19 protein-coding genes are annotated in these 21,782 nt (G+C 64.6%); 10 read left to right on the top strand and 9 right to left on the bottom strand.

The window, feature by feature from the left end; translation table 11 throughout:
* Nucleotides 1-13 precede the first annotated feature (13 nt).
* Nucleotides 14-3,115: a type I restriction endonuclease subunit R gene (locus ACIQCM_RS07220; protein WP_400605132.1), complete on the top strand. Its 3,102-nt coding sequence runs from the start codon at nucleotides 14-16 to the stop codon at nucleotides 3,113-3,115.
* 254 nt (nucleotides 3,116-3,369) lie between these two features.
* On the opposite strand, the gene ACIQCM_RS07225 is transcribed toward ACIQCM_RS07220, so the two are convergent.
* The 3 genes from ACIQCM_RS07225 to ACIQCM_RS07235 all read right to left on the bottom strand — a co-directional run bounded on the left by ACIQCM_RS07225 (nucleotide 3,370) and on the right by ACIQCM_RS07235 (nucleotide 9,046).
* Nucleotides 3,370-5,175, bottom strand: a complete 1,806-nt coding sequence (locus ACIQCM_RS07225; protein WP_400605134.1) for a DUF4209 domain-containing protein — start codon at nucleotides 5,173-5,175, stop codon at nucleotides 3,370-3,372.
* Nucleotides 5,176-5,297: 122 nt separating this feature from the next.
* Nucleotides 5,298-7,316: an ABC transporter ATP-binding protein gene (locus tag ACIQCM_RS07230; protein WP_400605136.1), complete on the bottom strand. Its 2,019-nt coding sequence runs from the start codon at nucleotides 7,314-7,316 to the stop codon at nucleotides 5,298-5,300.
* Nucleotides 7,313-9,046, bottom strand: coding sequence for an ABC transporter ATP-binding protein (locus ACIQCM_RS07235; protein WP_400605139.1), 1,734 nt, complete (start codon nucleotides 9,044-9,046; stop codon nucleotides 7,313-7,315). The genes ACIQCM_RS07230 and ACIQCM_RS07235 overlap by 4 nt, the downstream gene beginning before the upstream one ends.
* A gap of 144 nt (nucleotides 9,047-9,190) precedes the next feature.
* On the opposite strand from ACIQCM_RS07235, the gene ACIQCM_RS07240 reads away from it, so the two are divergent.
* The 4 genes from ACIQCM_RS07240 to katG all read left to right on the top strand — a co-directional run bounded on the left by ACIQCM_RS07240 (nucleotide 9,191) and on the right by katG (nucleotide 14,312).
* Nucleotides 9,191-9,622 carry an Lrp/AsnC family transcriptional regulator gene (locus ACIQCM_RS07240; RefSeq protein WP_400605141.1) on the top strand — a complete coding sequence of 144 codons (432 nt, stop codon included), beginning with the start codon at nucleotides 9,191-9,193 and terminating at the stop codon, nucleotides 9,620-9,622.
* Between the two features lie 155 nt (nucleotides 9,623-9,777).
* The gene (locus ACIQCM_RS07245; RefSeq protein ID WP_400605143.1) at nucleotides 9,778-10,809 is read left to right on the top strand and encodes an ornithine cyclodeaminase; all 1,032 of its coding nucleotides are present in this window, start codon (nucleotides 9,778-9,780) and stop codon (nucleotides 10,807-10,809) included.
* A gap of 4 nt (nucleotides 10,810-10,813) precedes the next feature.
* Complete coding sequence (gene ctlX, locus ACIQCM_RS07250) at nucleotides 10,814-11,788, top strand: citrulline utilization hydrolase CtlX (protein WP_400605145.1); 975 nt, start codon at nucleotides 10,814-10,816, stop codon at nucleotides 11,786-11,788.
* A gap of 253 nt (nucleotides 11,789-12,041) precedes the next feature.
* Entirely contained in the window at nucleotides 12,042-14,312 is a 2,271-nt protein-coding gene (gene katG, locus ACIQCM_RS07255) for a catalase/peroxidase HPI (RefSeq protein WP_400605147.1), read from the top strand.
* Nucleotides 14,313-14,403: 91 nt separating this feature from the next.
* Here katG and ACIQCM_RS07260 read toward each other — a convergent pair whose 3' ends face one another.
* Nucleotides 14,404-14,592, bottom strand: a complete 189-nt coding sequence (locus ACIQCM_RS07260; RefSeq protein ID WP_400605149.1) for a hypothetical protein — start codon at nucleotides 14,590-14,592, stop codon at nucleotides 14,404-14,406.
* A 169-nt stretch (nucleotides 14,593-14,761) separates the two neighbouring features.
* Between ACIQCM_RS07260 and ACIQCM_RS07265 the strand changes: the two genes are divergently transcribed.
* Nucleotides 14,762-15,238, top strand: a complete 477-nt coding sequence (locus ACIQCM_RS07265) for a sensor histidine kinase (RefSeq protein ID WP_400605151.1) — start codon at nucleotides 14,762-14,764, stop codon at nucleotides 15,236-15,238.
* Between the two features lie 107 nt (nucleotides 15,239-15,345).
* Here ACIQCM_RS07265 and ACIQCM_RS07270 read toward each other — a convergent pair whose 3' ends face one another.
* Complete coding sequence (locus ACIQCM_RS07270) at nucleotides 15,346-15,957, bottom strand: NADPH-dependent FMN reductase (RefSeq protein WP_400605153.1); 612 nt, start codon at nucleotides 15,955-15,957, stop codon at nucleotides 15,346-15,348.
* 219 nt (nucleotides 15,958-16,176) lie between these two features.
* On the opposite strand from ACIQCM_RS07270, the gene ACIQCM_RS07275 reads away from it, so the two are divergent.
* Together ACIQCM_RS07275 and ACIQCM_RS07280 are read left to right on the top strand one after the other, a co-directional pair.
* The gene (locus ACIQCM_RS07275; protein WP_400605154.1) at nucleotides 16,177-17,094 is read left to right on the top strand and encodes an SRPBCC family protein; all 918 of its coding nucleotides are present in this window, start codon (nucleotides 16,177-16,179) and stop codon (nucleotides 17,092-17,094) included.
* A 135-nt stretch (nucleotides 17,095-17,229) separates the two neighbouring features.
* Complete coding sequence (locus tag ACIQCM_RS07280; RefSeq protein ID WP_400605156.1) at nucleotides 17,230-17,568, top strand: hypothetical protein; 339 nt, start codon at nucleotides 17,230-17,232, stop codon at nucleotides 17,566-17,568.
* A gap of 28 nt (nucleotides 17,569-17,596) precedes the next feature.
* Here ACIQCM_RS07280 and ACIQCM_RS07285 read toward each other — a convergent pair whose 3' ends face one another.
* Complete coding sequence (locus ACIQCM_RS07285) at nucleotides 17,597-17,776, bottom strand: hypothetical protein (protein WP_400605158.1); 180 nt, start codon at nucleotides 17,774-17,776, stop codon at nucleotides 17,597-17,599.
* A gap of 73 nt (nucleotides 17,777-17,849) precedes the next feature.
* Entirely contained in the window at nucleotides 17,850-18,695 is an 846-nt protein-coding gene (locus ACIQCM_RS07290; RefSeq protein ID WP_400605160.1) for a hypothetical protein, read from the bottom strand.
* Nucleotides 18,696-18,826: 131 nt separating this feature from the next.
* Here ACIQCM_RS07290 and ACIQCM_RS07295 point away from each other — a divergent pair, with 131 nt between their 5' ends.
* Nucleotides 18,827-19,546 carry a GntR family transcriptional regulator gene (locus ACIQCM_RS07295; protein WP_400605162.1) on the top strand — a complete coding sequence of 240 codons (720 nt, stop codon included), beginning with the start codon at nucleotides 18,827-18,829 and terminating at the stop codon, nucleotides 19,544-19,546.
* On the opposite strand, the gene ACIQCM_RS07300 is transcribed toward ACIQCM_RS07295, so the two are convergent.
* The gene (locus ACIQCM_RS07300) at nucleotides 19,543-20,004 is read right to left on the bottom strand and encodes a PTS glucose transporter subunit IIA (protein ID WP_400605164.1); all 462 of its coding nucleotides are present in this window, start codon (nucleotides 20,002-20,004) and stop codon (nucleotides 19,543-19,545) included. The two genes, ACIQCM_RS07295 and ACIQCM_RS07300, sit on opposite strands and share 4 nt — an antisense overlap.
* Entirely contained in the window at nucleotides 20,004-20,453 is a 450-nt protein-coding gene (locus ACIQCM_RS07305; RefSeq protein WP_400605166.1) for a glucose PTS transporter subunit EIIB, read from the bottom strand. The genes ACIQCM_RS07300 and ACIQCM_RS07305 overlap by 1 nt, the downstream gene beginning before the upstream one ends.
* A gap of 33 nt (nucleotides 20,454-20,486) precedes the next feature.
* Here ACIQCM_RS07305 and ACIQCM_RS07310 point away from each other — a divergent pair, with 33 nt between their 5' ends.
* The gene (locus ACIQCM_RS07310; protein WP_400605168.1) at nucleotides 20,487-21,737 is read left to right on the top strand and encodes a PTS transporter subunit EIIC; all 1,251 of its coding nucleotides are present in this window, start codon (nucleotides 20,487-20,489) and stop codon (nucleotides 21,735-21,737) included.
* Nucleotides 21,738-21,782 lie beyond the last annotated feature (45 nt).

The raw sequence follows: 21,782 nt of genomic DNA on the forward strand, positions 1-21,782 counted from the left end.
GGGGGAAACACCGATGGCGCAGCACAATGAAATAGTCCTTGAGGAGGAGATCTGCCAGGCTCTGGCGGCCAGGGGATGGATCTACGAACCGGGCCGAAAAGCGGGCGACTTCTACGACCCCGCCAGGGCCTTGATACCGGAGGACGTCTTCGCCTGGCTGGAAGACACCCAGCCAGACCAGTTGGCTAAAGTCCTCAAGCCCGGGGACTCCCCCGCCGAGCACGAGGTGGCCACGCGGCTCCTCCTTGACCGGCTATGCGCGGTACTGGACAAACCTGCCACCAAGGAAGCCGGCATGCTCTCGGTGCTGCGTTCAGGTTTTAAGGACGTCGCCGCGAAGTTCGAGATGTGCCAGTTCCGGCCGGCCATGGGACTGAACCCGGAAACGCTGGAGCGGTATAACAAGGTGCGCCTCCGCGTCCTGCGCCAAGTCCACTATTCCACCGTAGACACCCTGAAGAGCATCGACCTGGTCCTGTTCGTCAACGGCCTTCCGGCGGCGACCATCGAGCTCAAGACCGATTTCACCCAAAATGTCAACGACGCCGTCCAGCAGTACCGGACGGACCGGCTGCCGCGGAACGGCAAGAACAAAGACGAGCCGCTGCTCTCCTTTGGCCGGCGCGCCCTGGTGCACTTCGCCGTCAGCAATGACGAAATCCAGATGACCACGGACCTCAAGGGCAAGGACACCTACTTCCTGCCCTTCAACCTCGGCGACAACGGCCGCGCCGGCAACCCGCCCAACCCCAAGGGGTCCGCCACCAGCTACCTCTGGGAACAGGTGCTGCAGCGTGACTCGTGGCTGAACATCATCGGTAAGTTCCTGCACCTGCAAATCAGCGACAAAACCAACCCGGTCACCGGCCAGCGGGAAATCCGCAAGTCACTGCTCTTTCCGCGCTACCACCAATGGGACGTGGTCAACGAGCTGGTCCAAACTGCGCGTGCGGAAGGCCCAGGCCACCGCTACCTGGTGCAGCACTCGGCAGGCTCTGGCAAGACCAACTCGATCGCATGGACCGCGCACCAGCTCAGCGCCCTACACGACGACCAGGACAAGAAGATCTTCGACTCGGTGATCGTCGTGACCGACCGCACCGTCCTCGATGCCCAACTGCAGGACGCGATCTACCAGATCGAACACAAGTCCGGCGTCGTCATTCCCATCCGCGGCAACGCCGGCTCCAAATCTGTGGAACTCACTGAGGCGCTTACTGCCCGGACGCCGATCATCATCGTCACCATCCAGACCTTCCCGTTCGCGCTGAAGGCCATCGCCGAATCCCAGGCGCTGAAGGGCCGGAACTTCGCGATCATCGCGGACGAGGCACACTCGTCGCAGACCGGTTCCACCGCCAACAAGCTGAAGAAGGTCCTCTCCGCGGAGGAACTGGCGGACGTCAACGACGGCGGCGAGTTCGACGTCGAATCCTATCTGGCCGCCGAAATGGCGGAGCGGGCGGACGCGAAAAACATCAGCTATTTCGCGTTCACTGCCACGCCCAAGGCCAAGACCCTGGAACTGTTCGGGAGTAAAGGCCCGGACGGCCTTCCGCAGCCGTTCCACGTGTACTCCATGCAGCAGGCCATCGAAGAACGCTTCATCCTGGATGTGCTGCAGAACTACACCAGTTACAAGGTGGCGTACCGGCTGACGCACGACGGCCGCGACTACGACTCCGACGACCCGGGTTCATCTGACACCGTCGAAAAGTCGGAAGCTCTGAAGTCCCTGATGAAGTGGGTCAAACTGCACCCCTACAACATCAGCCAGAAGGTCCAGGTGATCGTGGAGCACTTCCGCGAGAACGTCGCCTGGCGGCTCGGCGGCAAGGCCAAGGCCATGGTGGTCACCGGTTCCCGAAAGGAAGCTGTCCGGTACAAGCTCGCCATCGACAAATACATTCACGACGCCGGCTACACCGGTTTGGGGACGATGGTCGCCTTCTCCGGCGAAGTAGCAGACGACGAGTCAGGCCCTGATGCGTTCACCGAGCTGAGCATGAACCCGTGGTTGAAGGGCCGTACGCTCCCCGAGGCTTTCGCCACCGATGAATACAAAATCATGCTGGTGGCCAACAAATTCCAGACCGGCTTTGACCAGCCGCTGCTGGTCGCCATGTATGTGGACAAGAAACTGTCCGGGGTCTCAGCCGTGCAGACGCTGTCCCGGCTGAACCGGACCGCCGTCGGCAAGGACCAGACCTTCGTGCTGGACTTCGTGAACGATCCCGCTGAAATCTTGGCTTCCTTCCAGCCGTATTACCGCGAGGCCGCCCTGGAAGACGTCTCCAACCCCAATGTGGTGCATGACCTTCAGGCCAAGCTCGACGCGGCGCAGATCTACCTTGAATCAGAAGTGGACGGCCTGGTGAAGGCCTATGTCTTGGAAGCCGGAAACAACGCTCTCTCCAGCTGGACGACGCCGGCGAAATCCCGGTTCAACACCCGCTACAACGAAGCCGTTGCGGACGGGGACAAGGCTGTCCAGGACGAGCTTGACCTGTTCCGCAAGGACCTCGGGTCTTTCATCCGCGCTTACGACTTCCTGTCCCAGATCTACGACTATGCCGACACGGATCTGGAGAAGCGCTCCATCTACTACAAGCATCTCCTGCCCACCCTTCGCGTGAACGACGCCAAGGTGGCGCTGGACCTGTCTGGCATCGTCCTGGCCAAGTATGCGCTCAAGGACAAGGGCGAGGCACAGCTGAAGCTCTCGGGCGAGGGCGAACTCCTTAAGCCGTTGACGGATCCCGGCACCGGGCAGACCAAGGATCCCGTCCTGGTGACATGGGAGGAAGTTATCCAGCAGGCCAACCTGCCGTTCGAGGGCGAGGAACTGGACGCAGTGGCACACTTCGTCGAAGGCGTAAGGCGCGAGCTCGTGAAGAACGAGACTCTGCAGAAGCAGGCCCGGAACAACTCCCGCAGCCATTTCGGCAGCAGCCCGCACTTGGAGTCAGCGGTGACTGAAGCCGTTTCCAACTCCATGGACAGCCACTACAACTTGAGCCTTCAGGCGCTCGGCGACAAGACGAAGATGCACGCGCTCCTAAAGATGCTGAGCGAATTGGTCTACGAGGAACTGCAGGGGTCCGAGGCACATTAAAGGCCCAGGCAGCCAAGGCGACTGGGTCCTTCTAGCGGGAAAGCGGTCTAGGAGGTTTGGCTGGTTCCGATGAACGGGCGGGCTGCTCGATGCTCGGCCCCATGGCACCGAGGAACCAACCCATCCGTCCCTTCTGTGTTGTGACGCTTCTGGGCGCTCGCGGACGATGGACCGATCCGGCCGTCGACGCCGAAGTCGGCCACGTCGGACCAGATAGAAATGACAGTCTTGGCGTCGAACCGTTGCGGGCGCGATCACGCGCCCTGCGCCGCGCTCGCACCAGACGAATCTTCGGTTCTATCGTCATCGACGGTGGACCAGCGAGAAAGTACAGTCATAACGTGGAAAGCGAGTGCAGCCTCATCTCTGGAAACTACCTGCATTAGTCCGTGGGCTGATCTATTGCGCAGGTTAAGGCCCGTTCGTTCCGACAGAAGTACGGACAGATACCGACGGGCGTTTTCGGGAACCCTGCCCTCCAGCAGAGCGAGGAGCTCGCCCAGACCCTTGTACCCGCCCAACGATTTCCCGTCCAAAGATGGTTCGCGATAGGTGGGAAGCCCTAAAGCTTGAGCCATATTCCGAAGCACCCGCTCGATGCGCACAAGTAGGTAATGTAGCGCGGCTTCGAAGTCACCCACCAGGAAGTGCCGGTAGGCCTGCGCAATTCCATCAGAGGTTTCCGTGTCCACAAATTCGCCGGTGGAAAGCGTACGCACGTCCGCCTCTGCAAGGCGACCTTGGCTTCCAAGTCTTTCCAAAATCTCTCCCATGAAACCACCCCAGAAGGTAATCGCAAAGCTGTGGTGTTGAACAAGCGCATGCGCAAACTTCTGTTCCTCAGTGCTTATATGAGCAAGCGGCAAGCCCTCACTATTGGTGACCACGGTGGAGAAAAGGTGTTGGACGGGAAATTCTCGCATTTGCACTCTTACGTGTTCAGCGTCCGCTTCAAGATCCCGGATAGGAATGTATGCTGCAAGCTTGGCGTATGATTCTTCGGAACCTGAGGTCACAGTGAATTCGTTTATGAAGCCCTCAATTACCTCTTTCGGCAGCGAGATATCGCTGGAGACCAATTCCATGCCGAGTTCCTCGGTCGTCTTCGGCTGCTGGAGCTGAACTCGCAATTCATTCGCAATTTCACTCAGCCCCTCGTTGCGGGCTAGTTCGAGGGCGCGTTCGATATGAGCAATTCCAACGAGACCACCTCGCACCTCTGCTTGCTGTCGCCACATGTGCACTGTCTCAAGCGCGATGCGTTTTCTTTCTGCTGCATGTGGCGCCCTTTGCATGCGAAGCAGTTGGACGGCCTCGACGATGAAGGGATCCTCACGGTAGCGATCAAGCGCTTCTGCTATGAGTTGGTCCAGTTCAGCTGGCCGAGCCGGAGGCCGGAGGGCTGCGAGGGCTTCGATCATTGGAAGGGCAACCCCTGGCGCCCATTCCTCGCCTCCCAACGTCTCCCTAACGGCAGAAACTAATTCTGGGACTGTTTCCTCGACCAAATTCGAGTCGCCTAGTTCTACAGCTAACTCAAGCGCACGGGTCAGCCCATCGGAACGGTGTACTGGGCTGAGAGAGTTGTGTCCCCACATACGTCGGTAGGCTGCCTGGGCTGATCGAGCGTGCCGGTCAGGCCTCGGCTTTGCTTTTACGACCCACAACAAGTCGTTCAAACGGGCCGTGATCACATCATTCGAGCCGAACAATTGCGCAGAATCTTGCCATGCCGCGACGCTCTGAGCCGGCACCGCGGACAATGGTTGTGGATAGGCGTACCCCTCCTTGGTCGTGACCATCGGTCCGTAGTGGTCGTCCGCAGTTTCACGGACAGTGTCAGTACGTATTCGATGGTAGTCAAGCGCCTGAACAAAGGCTCTGACGTGATCCTCGAGCTCATCCGGCAACGCTCCTCGAACGCGGGCTGACATTTCGTAGATCTCGCTTGTTTCTTGGATTGCCTTCTCAATCAGTCCGATGACTTCTTGCGGCCACTCGAACCTCAATTCGGACCTATCGGAATCTTCGGAAGGAGTGTTTTCAGCACGATTTGTCAATTGTTCCTCCAACGGTCACACCCAGAGTTGGATTTTATCGTTCACTAACCATGACCTGTGCCCGACGACACTCCAGAAAGCCCGGATAGATTCAATAATCTCAGCAAGAACGAAGGGGCGATTCAAACCTCCGCCACGGGCGCCGCGAACTGTGCCTCGTACAGCCGCGCGTAAGCCCCACCCGCAGCCAGCAGTGACGCGTGCGTGCCCTGCTCCACGATCTGGCCGGCCTCCATCACCAGGATGAGGTCGGCATCGCGGATCGTAGACAGGCGGTGGGCGATCACAAAAGAAGTACGGTCGGACCGGAGTGCACTCATCGCCTTCTGCACCAGCACCTCGGTCCTGGTGTCCACCGAAGAGGTCGCCTCGTCCAGGATCAGCACCGATGGCCGCGCCAGGAACGCCCGCGCAATCGTCAACAGCTGCTTCTCCCCCGCGGATACGTTGCCGCCCTCGTCCTCCAGCACCGTGTCGTACCCGTTCGGCAGTGACCGCACGAACCGGTCCACGTACGTCGCCCGTGCCGCCTCCAGAATCTCGGCCTCAGTAGCAGAAGGCCGGCCGTACGCGATGTTGTCCCGGACGGTCCCGCCGAACAGCCACGTATCCTGCAGCACCATTCCCATCCGCGAGCGCAGCTCCCGCCGCGGCACCAAGGTGACGTCCACGCCGTCGAGCGTTATCCGCCCCGCGTCCAGCTCGTAGAAGCGCATCATCAGGTTCACCAGCGTGGTCTTGCCAGCCCCGGTGGGCCCCACGATCGCCACCGTCTGCCCCGGCTCCGCCACCAGGGACAACCCAGAGATCAACGGCTTGTCCGGCGAATACGAGAAGGACACATCCTCGAACACCAGCCGGCCACGCCCGAACACCGGCCCGGAAGAAGCGGGAGGCTCAACCGATTCCTCCTCCTCATCAAGCAGCTCGAATACCCGCTCGGCTGAGGCCACCCCGGACTGCAGGACGTTGGCCATGGACCCCAGCTGCGCCAGCGGCATGGTGAACTGCCGGGAGTACTGGATGAACGCCTGCACGTCGCCCAGCTGCATGGCCCCGGACGCCACCTGCAGGCCGCCCACCACCGCGATCCCCACATACACCAGGTTCCCGATGAACGTCATGGCCGGCATGATCAGCCCGGAAATAAACTGCGCCCCGAAGCTCGCGTCATACAGCTCCGCGTTCTTCTGCCGGAACCGCTCGCCCACCTCCTGCTGCCGGCCGAACACCTTCACCAGCGCATGCCCGGTGTACGTCTCCTCGATCTGCCCGTTCAGCTCCCCCGTGTGCTTCCACTGCGCCACGAACAGCTTCTGCGAACGCTTGGCGATCAGCGCCGTGATACCCAGCGTCAGCGGAATGGTCACCAGCGCGATCAGCGCCAGTGTGGGCGAGAGGATCACCATCATCACCAGCACGCCCAGCACCGTCAGCACGGACGTGACCGCCTGGCTGATGGTCTGCTGCAGGCTCTGCGAAATGTTGTCCACGTCGTTCGTGACCCGGCTCAGCAGCTCGCCGCGCTGGATCGAGTCGAAATACCGCAGCGGCAGCCGGTGGATCTTCGCCTCGATCTCCGCGCGCAGCCCGAAGACCGTCCGCTGCACCACACCGTTCAGCACGTACGCCTGCACCCACATAAACGCCGACGACAGCACATACAGCACCAGCGCCCACGTCAGCACGCTGCCCAGCGCGGCAAAGTCGATCCCCTGCCCCGGCATCAGGTCCATCGCGGTGAGCATGTCCGCGCGCTGCCCCTCCCCGGACGCCCGCAGCTGCGCGACCACCTGCTCCTTGGTGGTGCCAGGCGGCAGTTCGCGGGAGACGACGCCGGCGAAGATCAGGTTGGTGCCCTCCCCCAGCAGTCGCGGCCCGATCACGGACAGCGCCACGCCGGCCACCGCCGTCACGAACACCAGCAGCAGCCACGCCCGCTCCGGCCGCAGCGTCCCCAGCAGCCGCTTGGCGGACGGCCAGAAGTTCATCGCCTTCTCCGCCGGGACGTTCATCCCCGCGAACGGACCGCCACGCCCCGGTCCGCCTGCCGGACGGGGAATGCGTACGACGTCGGCGCCTCCGGGTGCGGAGGCGGGTGCGGCCTTGGTGCCGGGTGCCTGAGTGGGTTCCGGGCTCATACCGTCTCCTCCGCCGCCAGCTGGGAGGAGACGATCTCGCGGTACGTTTCGGACGTCTCCAGCAGCTCGCGGTGCGTTCCGCGCCCGACGATCCTGCCGCCGTCGAGCACCAGGATCTGGTCCGCGTCCACGATGCTGGACACGCGCTGGGCGATGATCACCAGCGTGGCGCCGGAGGTGCTGCGCTTCAGGGCCTGGCGGAGGCGGGCGTCGGTGCCGGTGTCCAGGGAGGAGAACGAGTCGTCGAAGATGTACAGCTCGGGCCGTTTCACCAGGGCCCGGGCGATGGCCAGCCGCTGCCGCTGCCCGCCGGAGAGGTTGGTGCCGCCCTGGCTGATGGGCGCGTCCAGGCCCCCGTCCATCCGCTCCACGAAGTCCCTGGCCTGGGCAATTTCCAGCGCGGTCCAGAGCTCGTCCTCGGTGGCGTCCGGCTTGCCGTAGAGCAGGTTGCTGCGGACGGTGCCGCTGAACAGGTAGGGCCGCTGCGGGACCAGGCCGATGTGCCCCCAGAGCAGGTCCGGGTGCAGCTCGCGCACGTCCACGCCGTCGATCCGCACCGAGCCGGTGGTGGCGTCGAACAGCCGCGGCATGAGGTTCACCAGGGTGGTCTTGCCCGAGCCGGTGCTGCCGATGATCGCCGTCGTCCGCCCTGCCTTGGCGGTGAAGCTGATCCCGGCGAGGACCGGCAGGTCGGCACCCGGGTAGGCGAATCCGACGTCGCGCATTTCCAGCCCGCCGTTCCGCACCCTGGTGGTGACGGGCCGGGCCGGCGGGCGGACGCTGGACTCCGTGCGCAGCACCTCCCCGATCCGGTCGCCAGAGACGGCCGCGCGCGGGATCATCACGGCCATGAACGTGGCCATCATGACGGACATGAGGATCTGGATCAGGTAGCTGAGGAACGCGATGAGGGTGCCGACCTGCATGGAGCCGTCCTGGATGCGGAACGCGCCGAACCAGATCACGGCCACGCTGGAGACGTTCAGCACCAGCATCACCACCGGGAACGCGAGCGCCATCAGCCGGCCGGCGCGGAGGGCGGTGTCCGTGACGTCCTCGTTGGCGGAGGCAAAGCGCGCGGTCTCGATGTCCTCGCGGACGAACGCACGGACCACGCGGATGCCGGTGAGCTGCTCGCGGAGGACGCGGTTCACGGTGTCGATCCGCTTCTGCATCTTGCGGAACAGCGGCACCATCCGGGCGGTGAGCAGGCCGACGGCCAGAAGCAGCACCGGGACGGCGACGGCGATCAGCCAGGACAGCTGCACATCCTGCCGGATGGCCATGATCACGCCGCCGATGCTGAGCATGGGCGCAGTGACCAGCATGGTGGCGGACATCAGGACCAGCTGCTGGACCTGCTGGACGTCGTTGGTGGACCGCGTAATGAGGCTGGGCGCGCCGAACTTGGTGACCTCCTGCTCGGAGAACTCCCCCACCCGTTTGAAGATGGCGCCGCGCAGGTCCCGGCCCACGCCCATGGCGGCCTTCGCCGCGAAGTACACGGCGATGATGGCGCAGGCGATCTGCAGCAGCGTGATCCCCAGCATCACCGCGCCGAGCCTCAGGATGACGCCGGTGTCCCCGGTGGCCACGCCGTCGTCGATGATGTCCGCGTTCAGGGTGGGCAGATAAAGCGACGCGATGGACTGCGCCAGCTGGAAGACCACGACGGCGGCCAGCAGCCTGCGGTGCGGGCGGAGGTATTCAACAAGCAGTTTCCAGAGCAAGGCGGCTCCCGGTCCAAGGCCACGGGGGTGGCGCGAAGACCAGTTTACGTCTGGCCGCTGGGAACGGGCCGTGCAGGGGAGGACAAGGTGGCCAGGTGACCGTCGGACTGCGCAAATTGCCAGCCGTCGTTATACGTTCTGTAGATGACTGCCCTCACGGATCTTGACCGCAGGCTGCTGTCCGCCCTCCGCGAGGACGGGCGCGCCCCGGTTGCCAGCCTCGCCCGCAAACTCGGCGTTGCCAGGGCGACCGTGAACAGCCGCCTGGAACGGCTGCTGGCCTCCGGAACCATCGTGGGATTCACCGCCAGGGTCCGGGATGAAGCCGATCCGCTCGCCATCCGCGCCGTCACCCTCATCGAGGTGGAGGGCCGGTCGGCAAACAACGTCATACGGGAACTTCGGGGATTCCCCGAAATCACGTCACTTCACACCACCAACGGAGGCTGGGACCTCGTGGCCGAACTGGCCACCGAAAACCTCGGCGCCTTCGACAACGTCTTGGGCAGGATCCGCAACGTAGACGGAATCATGAACAGCGAAACGAGCCTGCTGCTCAGCTCGGTCCTGAGGTAACAGCACGCCCGCGGCGAAATCTTGCAGAATGCCAAAACTACCGCAGCTAACTGTCCAAAGTTTCAGCAAAAGATAGGCTCATCGCTCATTGTGGTTGCATATCGGCGGCCAATACCGTGAGGACGGCAATCTGTTCACACTGAAAAAGGAGCGCAATGACGCGTTTTGTCGATGTTCACAACATGGTGCGGTGGGCCGCCCGCACCGGAACCGAAACCATCATCTCCGAAATGATGGACTACCTGGAGGACGACTTCCGCCGCTGGGAATCCTTCGATAAAACTCCCCGGGTAGCCAGCCACACCCCGTTCGGCGTCATCGAACTCATGCCCACGAGCGACCACGAGACCTACGGCTTCAAATACGTCAACGGCCATCCCTCCAACCCGGCCCGGGGGTTCCAGACGGTCACCGCCTTCGGAGTCCTGGCGGACGTCCATAACGGATACCCCACGTTCCTCACCGAAATGACACTGCTGACAGCCCTGCGGACGGCAGCCACCTCCGGCATGGTCGGCAGAAGGCTTGCCCGGCCAGACTCCACTGTGATGGCAATGATCGGCACGGGCAGCCAGTCGGAGTTCCAGGCACTGGCGTTCAAGGCTGCCCTCGGAATCACCACCCTCCGGGTCTGGGACACCGACCACGCCGCCATGGAGAAGCTGGTCCGCAATGCATCGCCGCTGGGTTTTGACGTCTACATCGCGTCTTCGGCGGCAGATGCTGTCCAGGGCGCCGACGTCATCACCACGTGCACCGCGGACAAGGCCAACGCCACTGTCCTCAGCGCAGACATGATCCGTCCGGGCGTCCACATCAACGCCATCGGCGGAGACTGCCCTGGAAAGACCGAACTGGACGCCGCCATCCTGGAACTGGGCAAGGTGTTCGTTGAATTCACCCCGCAGACCCGGATCGAAGGGGAGATCCAGCAGATGCCGGCGGACTTTGCCGTGACTGAGTTCTGGCAGGTCCTGACCGGGGAAGCCGCCGGGCGCACAGCATCTGACCAGGTCACGGTCTTCGACTCTGTGGGCTTCGCCATCGAGGACTTCTCCGCCCTCCGCTATGTCCGGGATGCGGTGAAGGAGTCCGATTTCTTTGAAGAGATTGACCTCGTGGCCAACCCGGAGGACCCCAAGGACCTCTTCGGCCTGGTGGGCGCCCTTTCTCCGGTCGGTTCCTAGCGCCGTGTCAGTCCAAGCCCCTTCCTCGGTCATCCTCATCAGGCCGCACCGGTTCATCCCCAACCCGGAAACCGCGGCGGACAATGCCTTCCAGGCCACCGGGGAGCATCTGCACACGGACATGCTTGCCGCTGCGGCGTATGAGGAGGTAACCAGGCTGGCCCAGGCTCTGGAGGCCGCAGGCGTCGTGGTGCACCTGTTCGAAGACCAGGACCATACCCGCCCGGACAGCGTGTTTCCCAACAACTGGCTGTCCACCCATTCGGGCGGGCACGTGGCGGTCTTCCCAATGTATGTCCCGAACCGGCGGCGCGAGCGCCGGTCGGACATCGTTGAATTCCTGAAGAGCCGGTACCGGGTGCAGGATGTCATCGATTATTCGGGTTTGGAGCCGGACGGCGTGTTCCTGGAGGGCACCGGGGCCATGGTTCTGGACCACCAGGACCGGGTAGCCTACGTCGCCAGGTCCCACCGGGCAGATCCGGTGGCCCTGGAGCGGTTCTGCACGAACTTCGGTTATGAACCCATGCTGTTCGATGCCACCGATCCGGACGGCACCGCCATTTACCACACGAACGTCATGATGTGCGTGGCCACGGACTTCGCGATGGTGGGCCTGGACCTGATCCGCTCCGAGGTCCGCCGTCAGCAGGTGGTGGAACGCCTGGCGTCATCGGGGCGTGCCGTCGTCGACCTGACGCCACACCAGATCAAGGAATTCGCCGGGAATGCCATAGAGCTGCAGGGCAGGGACGGACTGGTTCTGGTCCTGTCAGGCAGGGCCTACAGGAGCCTGACCGGGGACCAGAAGGACGTGATCCAGCGGAGCTGCACGATGCTCCCCGTCGACGTTCCCACGATCGAACTGGCCGGCGGGTCGGTACGGTGCATGATCGCCGGTATCCACCTGAGCCGGAGGGAAGTGTTGGACCACCCGCCCGCAGAGTCCGTCGCCGGCCGGATCGCGCAGCTGGTGTAGGCCGGGGTCTTCGCGTCACGCCGGGCACGCTTTTGGTTCACGCTCAGGAAAGACTTCCGCGGGTTTCCGGGGTTTTGCCCTTAAACCCGGGCCAGTGCGGGATCAAAAGCGTGCTCAGCGTGACGTCGTCGCCGGGCTTTGGCTGTTTGTGAACACCCCGGGCAGTGGCCGGCGCGCGCCTATGTTCCAATAGGAAGGTTGAACCCGCTGCCCCGAGTCCGACCACGGCCTCGGCCACCTGGAAGGAAGCACCATGACCGACCGCCAATCCGAGGGCGGCTGCCCTGTAGCGCACAGCGGGGCCCCTTACAACGCGGCCCCTGACAGCGTGACCTCGCACGGCAGCGAGAGCGAAAACCCGGCCATTGATTCGCCGCAGCCCAAGGCACACCGCCCCCGGACCATCGCGGACTGGTGGCCCAACCAGCTGGACCTTTCCGTACTCCACGCCCACAGCCCAAAGGGCAACCCCCTGGGCGCGGGATACAGCTACCGGGAGGAATTCCAGAAGCTGGACCTCGAGGCCCTGAAGCGGGACATCACCGATGTCCTCACCACGTCCCAGGACTGGTGGCCGGCGGACTTCGGCCACTACGGCGGCCTGATGATCCGCCTCAGCTGGCACGCTGCCGGCACCTACCGCGTCCATGACGGCCGCGGCGGCGCCGGGGACGGCAGCCAGCGGTTCGCGCCGCTGAACAGCTGGCCGGACAACGCCAACCTGGACAAGGCCCGGCGCCTGCTGTGGCCCGTCAAGCAGAAGTACGGCCAGAAGCTCTCGTGGGCGGACCTGCTGGTCCTCGCCGGGAACGTAGCGCTCGAGTCGATGGGTTTCAAGACCTTTGGCTTCGCCTTCGGCCGCGAGGACGTCTGGGAGCCAGAAGAGATCTTCTGGGGCCCGGAGGACACCTGGCTCGGCGACGAACGCTACGTCGCCGAAGGCCAGATGGCCGAGGACGTCGGAGCCACCGAGATGGGCCTGATCTACGTCAACCCCGAGGGCCCGGCCGGCAACCCGGACCCCAAGCTCGCGGCAGCGTTCATCCGGGAGACCTTCAAGCGGATGGCCATGAACGACGAAGAGACCTTCGCGCTGATCGCCGGTGGCCACACGTTCGGCAAGACCCACGGTGCCGGTGACGCCGACGCGCACGTCGGCCCCGAGCCTGAGGGCGCCAACCTCGAGGCGCAGGGCCTCGGCTGGCTCAGCACCTACGGCAGCGGCAAGGGCGGGGACACCATCACCTCCGGCCTCGAAGTCACCTGGACAGACAAACCGACCCAGTGGAGCAACCGCTTCCTGGAGATCCTGTTCGAGTACGAATGGGAGCTGGTCAAGAGCCCCGCCGGCGCCCACCAGTGGGTTGCCAAGGACGCCCCGGAGATCATCCCGGACGCCCACGACCCCAACAAGAAGCACCGGCCCACCATGCTCACCACGGACCTGTCCCTGCGCTTCGACCCGGCCTACGAAGCCATCGGACGCCGCTTCCGGGCAAACCCGGACGAGTTCCAGCTGGCCTTCGCCAAGGCCTGGTACAAACTGCTGCACCGCGACATGGGTCCCGTCGGCCCGCACATGCTGGGGCCCTGGGTCCCCGAAGCGCAGCTCTGGCAGGACCCCGTTCCCGCCGTGGACCACGAACTGGTCAGCGACGAGGACATCGCGTCACTGAAGGCAAAGCTCCTGGACTCGGGCCTTTCCGTCTCGCAGCTGGCAACCACCGCCTGGGCTGCCGCATCCACCTTCCGGAAGACGGACCGCCGCGGCGGCGCCAACGGCGCCCGTATCCGGCTGGAGCCGCAGCGCAGCTGGGAGGTCAACGAACCCGAGCAGCTTACGACGGCGCTGGCAGCCCTGGAGCGCGTGCAGCAGGAGTTCAACTCCGCCCAGCCCGGGGGCAAGAAGGTCTCGCTGGCTGACGTGGTCGTCCTCGGCGGCTGCGCCGCCGTCGAAAAGGCAGCGGCAGATGCCGGGTTCCCGGTCACCGTGCCGTTCCGCCCGGGACGCACGGACGCCGCCCAGGACCAGACCGACGTCGAGCAGTTCCAGTACCTGAAGCCGCGGGCAGACGGATTCCGCAACTACGTGCGCCCCGGCGAGAAGCTCCAGCCGGAAACCCTCCTGCTGGACAAGGCCTACATGCTGGACCTTTCCGCGCCGGAAATGACGGCGCTTATCGGCGGCATGCGGGCGCTTGGCACCAACATCGGCGGGTCCGGCCACGGCGTGCTGACGGACAAGCCGCAGGTCCTGACGAACGACTTCTTCGTCAACCTGCTCTCCCCCGGCACCAAGTGGAAGGCGTCGGAGTCGGAGGAAAACGTCTACGAGATCACGGACGTTTCCACCGGCGAGCTGAAGTGGACCGCAACCCCGGTGGACCTGGTGTTCGGCTCCAACTCGCAGCTCCGTGCACTGGCCGAGGTCTACGCGAGCGATGACGCCAAGGAGAAGTTCGTCAACGACTTCGTGGCCGCCTGGACGAAGGTCATGGAGCTGGACCGCTTCGACCTGAAGTAAACCCTGGCACGCCCCAACGCGGGGTCACTTCGGGGCCGATAACCACCCGTTATTGGACCGGAAGTGACCCCGCGTTGCTGTGGTCAGAGCGTCAGTCCGTCTCGGGCTTTTCCAACCCGTGCGGGACTTCCTCCGGTTCGAAGGTGTTCTTCGTGTCATCGGCGCCGAGGCCCACGCCGCCCGCACCGGCGGGGATCCCGCCGTCGTTCTCCGCATCGGTGGTGGCCGTGATGTCCTGCGACTCGCCTTCGGGCAATGAGTCCGGGGATTCGATGGTCATGGTTCCTCCTACAGTGGATGGGCCTCCACGCTAACAGCCCGCCGCCGGAAAAGCGCCAGCTCCGGCCCGCAAAAATTTGATCGGATCTTGAGGGATTCCTTGCCTCCCTTTGCACTTCCGGGTCCACGCTGGTGCCATCAGACAAACCAGCAATGGGGAGCAGGAAGTCATGGGGATCGCGGCAGGTTTTGAGGCAGAGGTGAGCACGGTAGGTGGCGTCCTCACCGACCCGTACCCGCCCGATTTCCGCACCCTGGGGCTGGCCGGCTGCATTAACAGGCTCGCAAGGCCCCTCCGGGAGCAAGGAACCGCAGTCCGCTGGGACACTCCGCACTGGGGCATTGAGATACCGGCGGACTGCGCGTTCCTCCTTTACCAGTCGGCGCGCGAGGCCCTCAGCAACACCTACAAGTACGCGCACGCGGAGCACGTGACGGTGCGGCTTGCCGCCGTGGACCACGGCATCCGCCTGGTGGTATCCGACGACGGCACGGGCTTTGACTCCCAGGTTGCCGTCAGCGGGCGGCACCACGGGTACGGGCTGCGGCTGATGTCGGTGGCCGTCCGATCCGTCGGCGGCACCGTCGACATCTCCACCAGCCCGGGACACGGTGCACAGGTAAGCGTGACGCTTCCGCTGGACTAGCCGGCTGGAGCAGAGGCTCGGGTGCCCGCCTCAATGGCGTGGCGGGCATCCGGAGGTTGTGCGGGGCGGGCCGGTTGCGACCGGCCCGCCCCGACGGCTAACGGCTGCTAGCGGGTGAGCTTGGCGGAATCCGTCTGCCGGTCGCCAATGTGGCCCGGTGCGTTGGCGGCGAGGACGCGGGCAACGAAAGCCTCGTACTCCTCCATGTAGTGGCGCAGGAAGCTCGCCGTCCCCTCGTTCTTGATGTCGCCGTCGTCCGCGAACACTGCGGCGTCGAAGTGGACGTAGGCTTCCGGGGCATTCAGCTGCGGCGCATCCAGGAAGCTCAGGACGCTGCGCATCGAGGACTGCATCACCGCGGTGCCGATGCTGCCGGGCGAAGCGCCGATGATGCCCGTGGGCTTGCGGGCGAAGGAGTTGGTGCCCCACGGGCGGGATCCCCAGTCGATGGCGTTCTTCAGTGCGCCGGGGACGGAGCGGTTGTACTCCGGCGATATGAACAGGATCCCGTCGGAGGCCTCGATGGCTTTCTTCAGTTCGCGGCCTTCCGCGGGGAAGTCCGCGTCGTAGTCGGGGCTGTAGAGCGGGAGGTCCCTGATGGGGATTTCGGTGAATTCCAGGTTCTCCGGGGCGAGCTTAATGAGTGCCTTGGAGAGGACCCTGTTGATGGAGTTGCTGGCCAGGCTGCCCACAAAATAGCCGATCTTGTACGGTGCCATTTGGTTTCCTTCCACTGCGCCGGCATGCCGGCTGAGCATGATGACTGGAAAAGGTGCCGCCCGTGGACGGCGGTTGATGCACTGCACCCCCAGTCCAGCACAGAACCTCAAGCCCGGCCAGAGAGCCTCTGGAATCCATCGCGCGCGGAAGGTATGGTAAGCATACTGATGAATTGTTGAGTGTTCGTCAGACCCCCGGTAACAAGCGAAGGAGACGTTATGAGCACGAAGGTGGAAAAACGCATTCTGGTGAACGTACCGGTGAGCACGGCCTATAACCAGTGGACCCAGTTCGAGGAGTTCCCCCACTTCATGGGCGGCGTAAAAAGCGTCCAGCAGCTGAGCGACGACCGGCTGGAGTGGGTCGCGGAAATCGGCGGTGTCCGCAGGCAGTGGCAGGCCCGCATCCTGGAACAGGTCCCGGACCGCAAGGTGGCCTGGGCAGCCACCGAGGGTGCCACCAACGCCGGTGCCGTGGAATTCGAAGACGTCGGCGGCGGCCAAACCTCCATCCGGCTGACCCTTGAGTACGAGCCCGAGGGCGTCGTGGAGAAGGTAGGCGACAAGCTCAACGTGGTGGACCGGCAGGCCGAAGCGGACCTCAACCGGTTCAAGGAATTCATCGAGGACGAAGGCTACGCCTCCGGCGCCTGGCGCGGCACGGTGAACCCGGGCGCCACCGTGGGCACACCCGGCGTCGAACACGCCGCCGGATCCCTCGGCGACTCGGGCAAGGCCGGTGTTTCCGGCAAGGTGGCCGCGGCGGGCGTGGCAGCTGCAGCCGGCGCAGCCGCTGCAATGAGCGCAGCCAGCAACAAGGACGCCTCCGCAGCCGCCGATGAAACGGTGACGCCAGTCGCCGTCGGCGAACCGGCCACGGTCACCCCCCTGACGACGGACACCACAGCAGCGCCGGAACGCACGACGGCGGCAGCCGGCCCGTCCGGTTCGGTCGCCGACCTGGGCAACGACCGGATCGGCCACGCGTTCGACCAGACCAACGGCCTGGTGGACGTGGAAGGCGAGTCTGACGAGACCCTGGAAGGCGAAAACCTGAGCGCCGGCGAGCGCCGCGAGCGCGGGGCCCGGGACGACGGCGGCGTCCCGCCCGTCGGCGGCAACCTCGGTCAGCACTAACCCCCATCCCCCTGCAACGCGGGGTCATCTCCGGCCGCATGAACCCCCATTAGTGGGCCGGAGGCGACCCCGCGTTGCCTTGTGTGCGGAGGGTTCTGCTTACAATCGAAACCTCAAACGACTACTGAGGGAACCATGAAGAAATTCGCCACCACCCTGATCGCTGCCGGCCTCGTGGCCTCCGCCACCGCCTGTTCCCCGTCCAACCAGCTCTCCAACGCTGAAACCTGCGAGCGGGTCCAGGTGGTCCTCTCCAGCCCGGCCAACGCAGCCGGCAAGACGGGCATGAACATGCTGGCCAACCAGATCCGCCCCATCCACGCGGTCGCCTCGGACGACCTCAAGGAGCCGCTCGGCTCGATCCTGGAATACACGGACGAACAGGCCAAGGAAACGCCCGACGAGGACAAGCTCGCCGAGCTCACCCCCGGCTACCAGGAAGCCAGCAACACCTTCAGCAGCGTCTGCCGGTAGCCCTGCCGGCCGGGTTGAAATCCGGACTTTAGGCGTCGCCGTCCCAAGTGCCGGAGTCATCAAGGGCTTCTTCGGGCTTGGGCTCCTGCCCGGGCTCCCCGCTCCCCACATACGACGGCGGTACCGTCCCCGGGGCGTGGGCCTGCTGTTCCTCGCGGATATTGGCCGCTTGGGAACGTTCAGGGTGCTGCTTGTCGGGAGTACTCATGGTCCTGCCTTTCATGGAAAAAGCACAGGGCGGGCGGAGCCGAAAAGGCCCCGCCCGCCCTTCCTGCTGCCTATCAGTTGGACATTGTGGGTGACGGCGAAACCGTCATTGCGCCTTCAGTTTCATCCCCTGTCGGGGCAGGCGAGACGGTGACGTCAGGCGAGGGTGACTCAGTGGACCCCGACGTCCCGGTGGCTTCGGGGCTGGAAGTGGCGCCGCCGCCGTCGGCCTTCGCGAGGACCTCGTTGACCAGGTCCTCAAGTTCCTTCTTGTCCTCGTCATCCAGGTTCGAGCCGCTCTTGGTGGCCACCACCAGCAGCCGGCCTTCCGCGGCGGAGACCTGCATCAGCTGCTCCTGCTCGGCACCGGTCCTGGTGCTGGTGGTAGCGAAGGTTTCCTCAGCGTCCGTCTCGGCGTCGAGCTCCTCGCTGGTGACCTCATACTTCTGGCCCACCGCTTCCACGGTGAACTTGGCACACTGGCCCATCTTGCCGCTGACCTCGCGCAGGGCCTCCACGGCATCCGGGCCGTCACTGCCGGACTGCGCGGAGAGGCTGCGGGGCTCGTCCCCTTCGGACAGCGCAACGGCCACCGAGCCGCTTTCCACACTCTCCAGCAGGCCGGCAGTGGCGATGTCCTTGCAATCGGCCGGATCCACCTTCGCCGTGCCGAGGAGGAGCTTGGCCATGTTGCCGCCCTGGTCCACCTGTTCCTTGGAGTAGAGCTTCAGCTCGTTGCCGTCCGCGTCCTGCATTCCTGAGATCAGCTCACGGAGTTCGTCCTCCGAGTAGACCTTGGCGTCTGCGCCTTCCGTCTCTGCCGGCGCCGACGGGCTGGCCGAACCGCCGCCACCGCCGGTGCAGGCCGCCAGTGCCAACAGTGCCGCAGTAGTCAATCCAAGCGCTGGTACTTTTCGCATCAGGTAACACCCCTTCGAAATAGGAAGCATGCTTAGTGTCTATAGATTAGCACCGGTCCCCACGATGGCAATGTGTAATAATCCGTTGTACTGGTCCTCTCCGGACCGCTCCACGAAAACGAGGGACCGAATTGGCGGCATCAATCAACAACTCGCAGGTCCCCAAGCACGAGCAGCTGCGCCTGATCATCCTCAAGCTGGCCAAGGAGGAGCTGGAGCCGGGCGCCCGCCTGCCCAGCGAGCGCGCCCTCATGGACGCCTACGGCGTCAGCAGGATCACGGTACGCGCCGCACTGGGGCGCCTGGTGAACGAAGGGCACCTGGTGCGCGTTCCGGCCAAGGGAACATTCGTGGCCGATTCCGCGGTCCAGTCGACGCTGCACCTCGCCTCTTTCACGCAGGAAATGGAAGCGATGGGCCACGTTCCCAGCACGGTGGTCCTGGCGGCCGAGACCACGCCGGCCCCCGAGGACACCGCAGAGGCCCTTGGCCTGGCCCCGGGCGCGGATGCCATCCACCTCAAGCGGCTCCGCCTGGCGGACGGCCGTCCCGTCAGCGTGGACGACGCCTGGTACAACCCCGCACACGCCCCGGGCCTCCTGGACATCGACCTCACCGGCTCCGTATACAAGGCGCTGGCCGCGCAGTTCGGCCACCAGATCGACCGGGCGCGCCAGACGGTCCGGTCCGAGGGTGCCCCGGCGGACGTCGGGGCACTCCTCGGCACCGGGACCGGAGCGCCGGTCCTGGCGTTTGACCGGGTTTCCTACTCCGGCCCGCTGGCGATCGAGCACTCCCGCTCGTGGTACCGCTCGGACCGGTATTCACTCACCATGGAAGTGCGGCTCTAGGAGTCCAGCGTGAACAGTCCTGCGCCGGCAGCCACAGTGCCGCTGGCGGCGAGCGTTGCCGTGTCCGGCTTGGAATCGAGTACGACGACGGGACTCACCATCGAGTACCCCGCCGCCAGCGCGGCGGCCGGATCAACGCGCATTACCGGGGCCCCGGCGTCCACGGTGTCGCCCTGCGCAATAAGCAGGGTGAAGCCGTCCCCCTTGAGCTTGACCGTGTCGATGCCAACGTGAGTCAGGATGCCGCGTCCCGACTTCTCAACCACCACGAAGGCGTGCGGCAGCAGCTTGATCACCTTCCCGGAAACCGGGGATACGACGTCGAAGGTTTCACCGGCGGGCGGCTCCACGGCAGCGCCGGAGCCGACCATCTGGCCGGCGAATACCGGATCCGGGACCTCCGCCAGGGGGATAACGGTGCCGCTGATCGGGGAATTAACCACCAGGGAATCCGCCACTAGAGGAGGTCCTCGATGTCTTCGGCGAGCGTGTCGGCCTCGGGACCGACGATAACCTGGACTGCGGTTCCCGCCGCCAGGACACCGTGGGCGCCCGCCGCCTTGAGGGTCGCCTCGTTCACCAGCGAGCCGTCCTTCACCTCAGTCCGGAGCCGGGTGATGCAGGCCTCCACCTCGACGATGTTGCCGGCGCCACCAAGGCCTTCGATGATCTTTTCTGCTTTGGACATGACTGCCCTTTCTGCCGGTGCCTGGTCAGGCACTCCTTGACGATCCGAATCCGGTGGACCCGGTGCGACCAATGATGGCGCTCCCCCGCCGGCGGGTCCACCTCCGGGAGCGTCTCCGCCCCGGGGCCTTCCCAAAATGCCTTCTTGACAGGCACTGGTGGGGTGAATCACACTGAACTGGTCATAACCAGACAGTACCGGCTTGAATGGTCTCTTCACAAGCCCCCACCCGACCCAGCAGAGGTGCTATCCATGTCAACGTCCGACACCCAAGCCCTGGCTCCTGAAAAGAAGCCGAACCGGGCCTTTGCCACGCTGCAGCGCCTTGGCCGCTGCCTCATGCTCCCCATTGCGGTCCTTCCTGCGGCGGGCATCCTGCTGCGCATCGGCCAGGCGGACCTGCTTGGCGCCATCCCCGGGTTTGAGGGCGGCGCAGCAGTCATTTCCGCCGCCGGCAACGCTGTTTTCACCTGGCTGCCCCTGATCTTCGCGGTGGGCATCGCCATCGGCTGGGCCAAGAAGGCCGACGGTTCCACCGCCCTGGCTGCCGTGGTTGGCTACATGGTGATCGACGGCGTGTTCAAGGCGATGTCCCCGCTGGTCCTCGCCGGCCAGGTGGACCCCGCCGGGAAGCCTGCCGTCATCAATTACGGCGTCCTCGCAGGCATCGTGGTGGGCCTGCTGTCCGCGATGCTCTGGCAGCGCTTCTACCGCACCAAGCTGCCTGACTTCCTCGGGTTCTTCAGCGGCCGCCGGCTGGTGCCCATCCTGACCTCCGTGACCAGCCTGGTGGTGGGCGTCGCCATGGCACTGCTCTACCCCCTCTTCAACGCGGGCCTTTCCGCTGTGGGCGAGGCAGTGTCAAGCAACGCGGTGGCGGGCGGCGGCCTCTACGGCTTCGCCAACCGCATGCTGATCCCGGCAGGCCTGCACCACATCCTGAACTCGGGCGTATGGTTCCTCATCGGCGACTACACCGATGCCTCCGGCCAACTGGTCCGCGGCGACCTCAACCGGTTCTTCGCCGGCGATCCCTCCGCGGGAATCTTCATGACCGGGTTCTTCCCCATCATGATGTTCGGCCTGCCGGCGGCCGCGCTGGCCATTTGGCGCCACGCCAAGCCCACGCAGAAGAAGGTAGTGGGCGGCATCATGCTCTCCAGCGCCCTGACCGCGTTCTTCACCGGCATCACCGAACCGCTGGAGTACTCCTTCATGTTCGTGGCCTTCCCGCTGTACATCGTCCACGCGGTCCTGACCGGAACCTCGATGGCACTGGTGAACGCGCTGGACATCCACCACGGCTTCACGTTCTCCGCAGGCCTGATCGACTTCGTGCTCAACTTCGGCAAGTCCGAGAACGGCTGGCTGCTCATTCCCATCGGGATTGGCTACGCGGTGGTTTACTACTTCCTTTTCTCCTTCGTCATCAAGCGCTGGAACCTGCGCACCCCCGGCCGTGAAGACGACGAAATCACGGTGGAGACCGAACCCGCCAAGTAGGCGCCGCCGTCGTACTCCCCCGCCCGCCCAAAACCGAAAGCAGCC

The sequence above is a fragment of the Pseudarthrobacter sp. NPDC092439 genome, assembly GCF_044754945.1.
In the GTDB taxonomy this organism is placed as follows: Bacteria; Actinomycetota; Actinomycetes; order Actinomycetales; family Micrococcaceae; genus Arthrobacter.

Excerpts from the sequence above, each read along its gene's own strand:
- ACIQCM_RS07310 (WP_400605168.1), top strand. The coding sequence starts at position 20,487 with ATGTCAACGTCCGACACCCAAGCCCTGGCTCCTGAAAAGAAGCCGAAC.
- ACIQCM_RS07275 (WP_400605154.1), top strand. The coding sequence starts at position 16,177 with ATGAGCACGAAGGTGGAAAAACGCATTCTGGTGAACGTACCGGTGAGC.
- ACIQCM_RS07260 (WP_400605149.1), bottom strand. The coding sequence starts at position 14,592 with ATGACCATCGAATCCCCGGACTCATTGCCCGAAGGCGAGTCGCAGGAC.
- ACIQCM_RS07220 (WP_400605132.1), top strand. The coding sequence starts at position 14 with ATGGCGCAGCACAATGAAATAGTCCTTGAGGAGGAGATCTGCCAGGCT.
- ACIQCM_RS07280 (WP_400605156.1), top strand. The coding sequence starts at position 17,230 with ATGAAGAAATTCGCCACCACCCTGATCGCTGCCGGCCTCGTGGCCTCC.
- ACIQCM_RS07240 (WP_400605141.1), top strand. The coding sequence starts at position 9,191 with ATGACTGCCCTCACGGATCTTGACCGCAGGCTGCTGTCCGCCCTCCGC.
- ACIQCM_RS07270 (WP_400605153.1), bottom strand. The coding sequence starts at position 15,957 with ATGGCACCGTACAAGATCGGCTATTTTGTGGGCAGCCTGGCCAGCAAC.
- ACIQCM_RS07230 (WP_400605136.1), bottom strand. The coding sequence starts at position 7,316 with ATGAGCCCGGAACCCACTCAGGCACCCGGCACCAAGGCCGCACCCGCC.
- ACIQCM_RS07245 (WP_400605143.1), top strand. The coding sequence starts at position 9,778 with ATGACGCGTTTTGTCGATGTTCACAACATGGTGCGGTGGGCCGCCCGC.
- ACIQCM_RS07265 (WP_400605151.1), top strand. The coding sequence starts at position 14,762 with ATGGGGATCGCGGCAGGTTTTGAGGCAGAGGTGAGCACGGTAGGTGGC.
- ACIQCM_RS07285 (WP_400605158.1), bottom strand. The coding sequence starts at position 17,776 with ATGAGTACTCCCGACAAGCAGCACCCTGAACGTTCCCAAGCGGCCAAT.
- katG (WP_400605147.1), top strand. The coding sequence starts at position 12,042 with ATGACCGACCGCCAATCCGAGGGCGGCTGCCCTGTAGCGCACAGCGGG.
- ACIQCM_RS07290 (WP_400605160.1), bottom strand. The coding sequence starts at position 18,695 with ATGCGAAAAGTACCAGCGCTTGGATTGACTACTGCGGCACTGTTGGCA.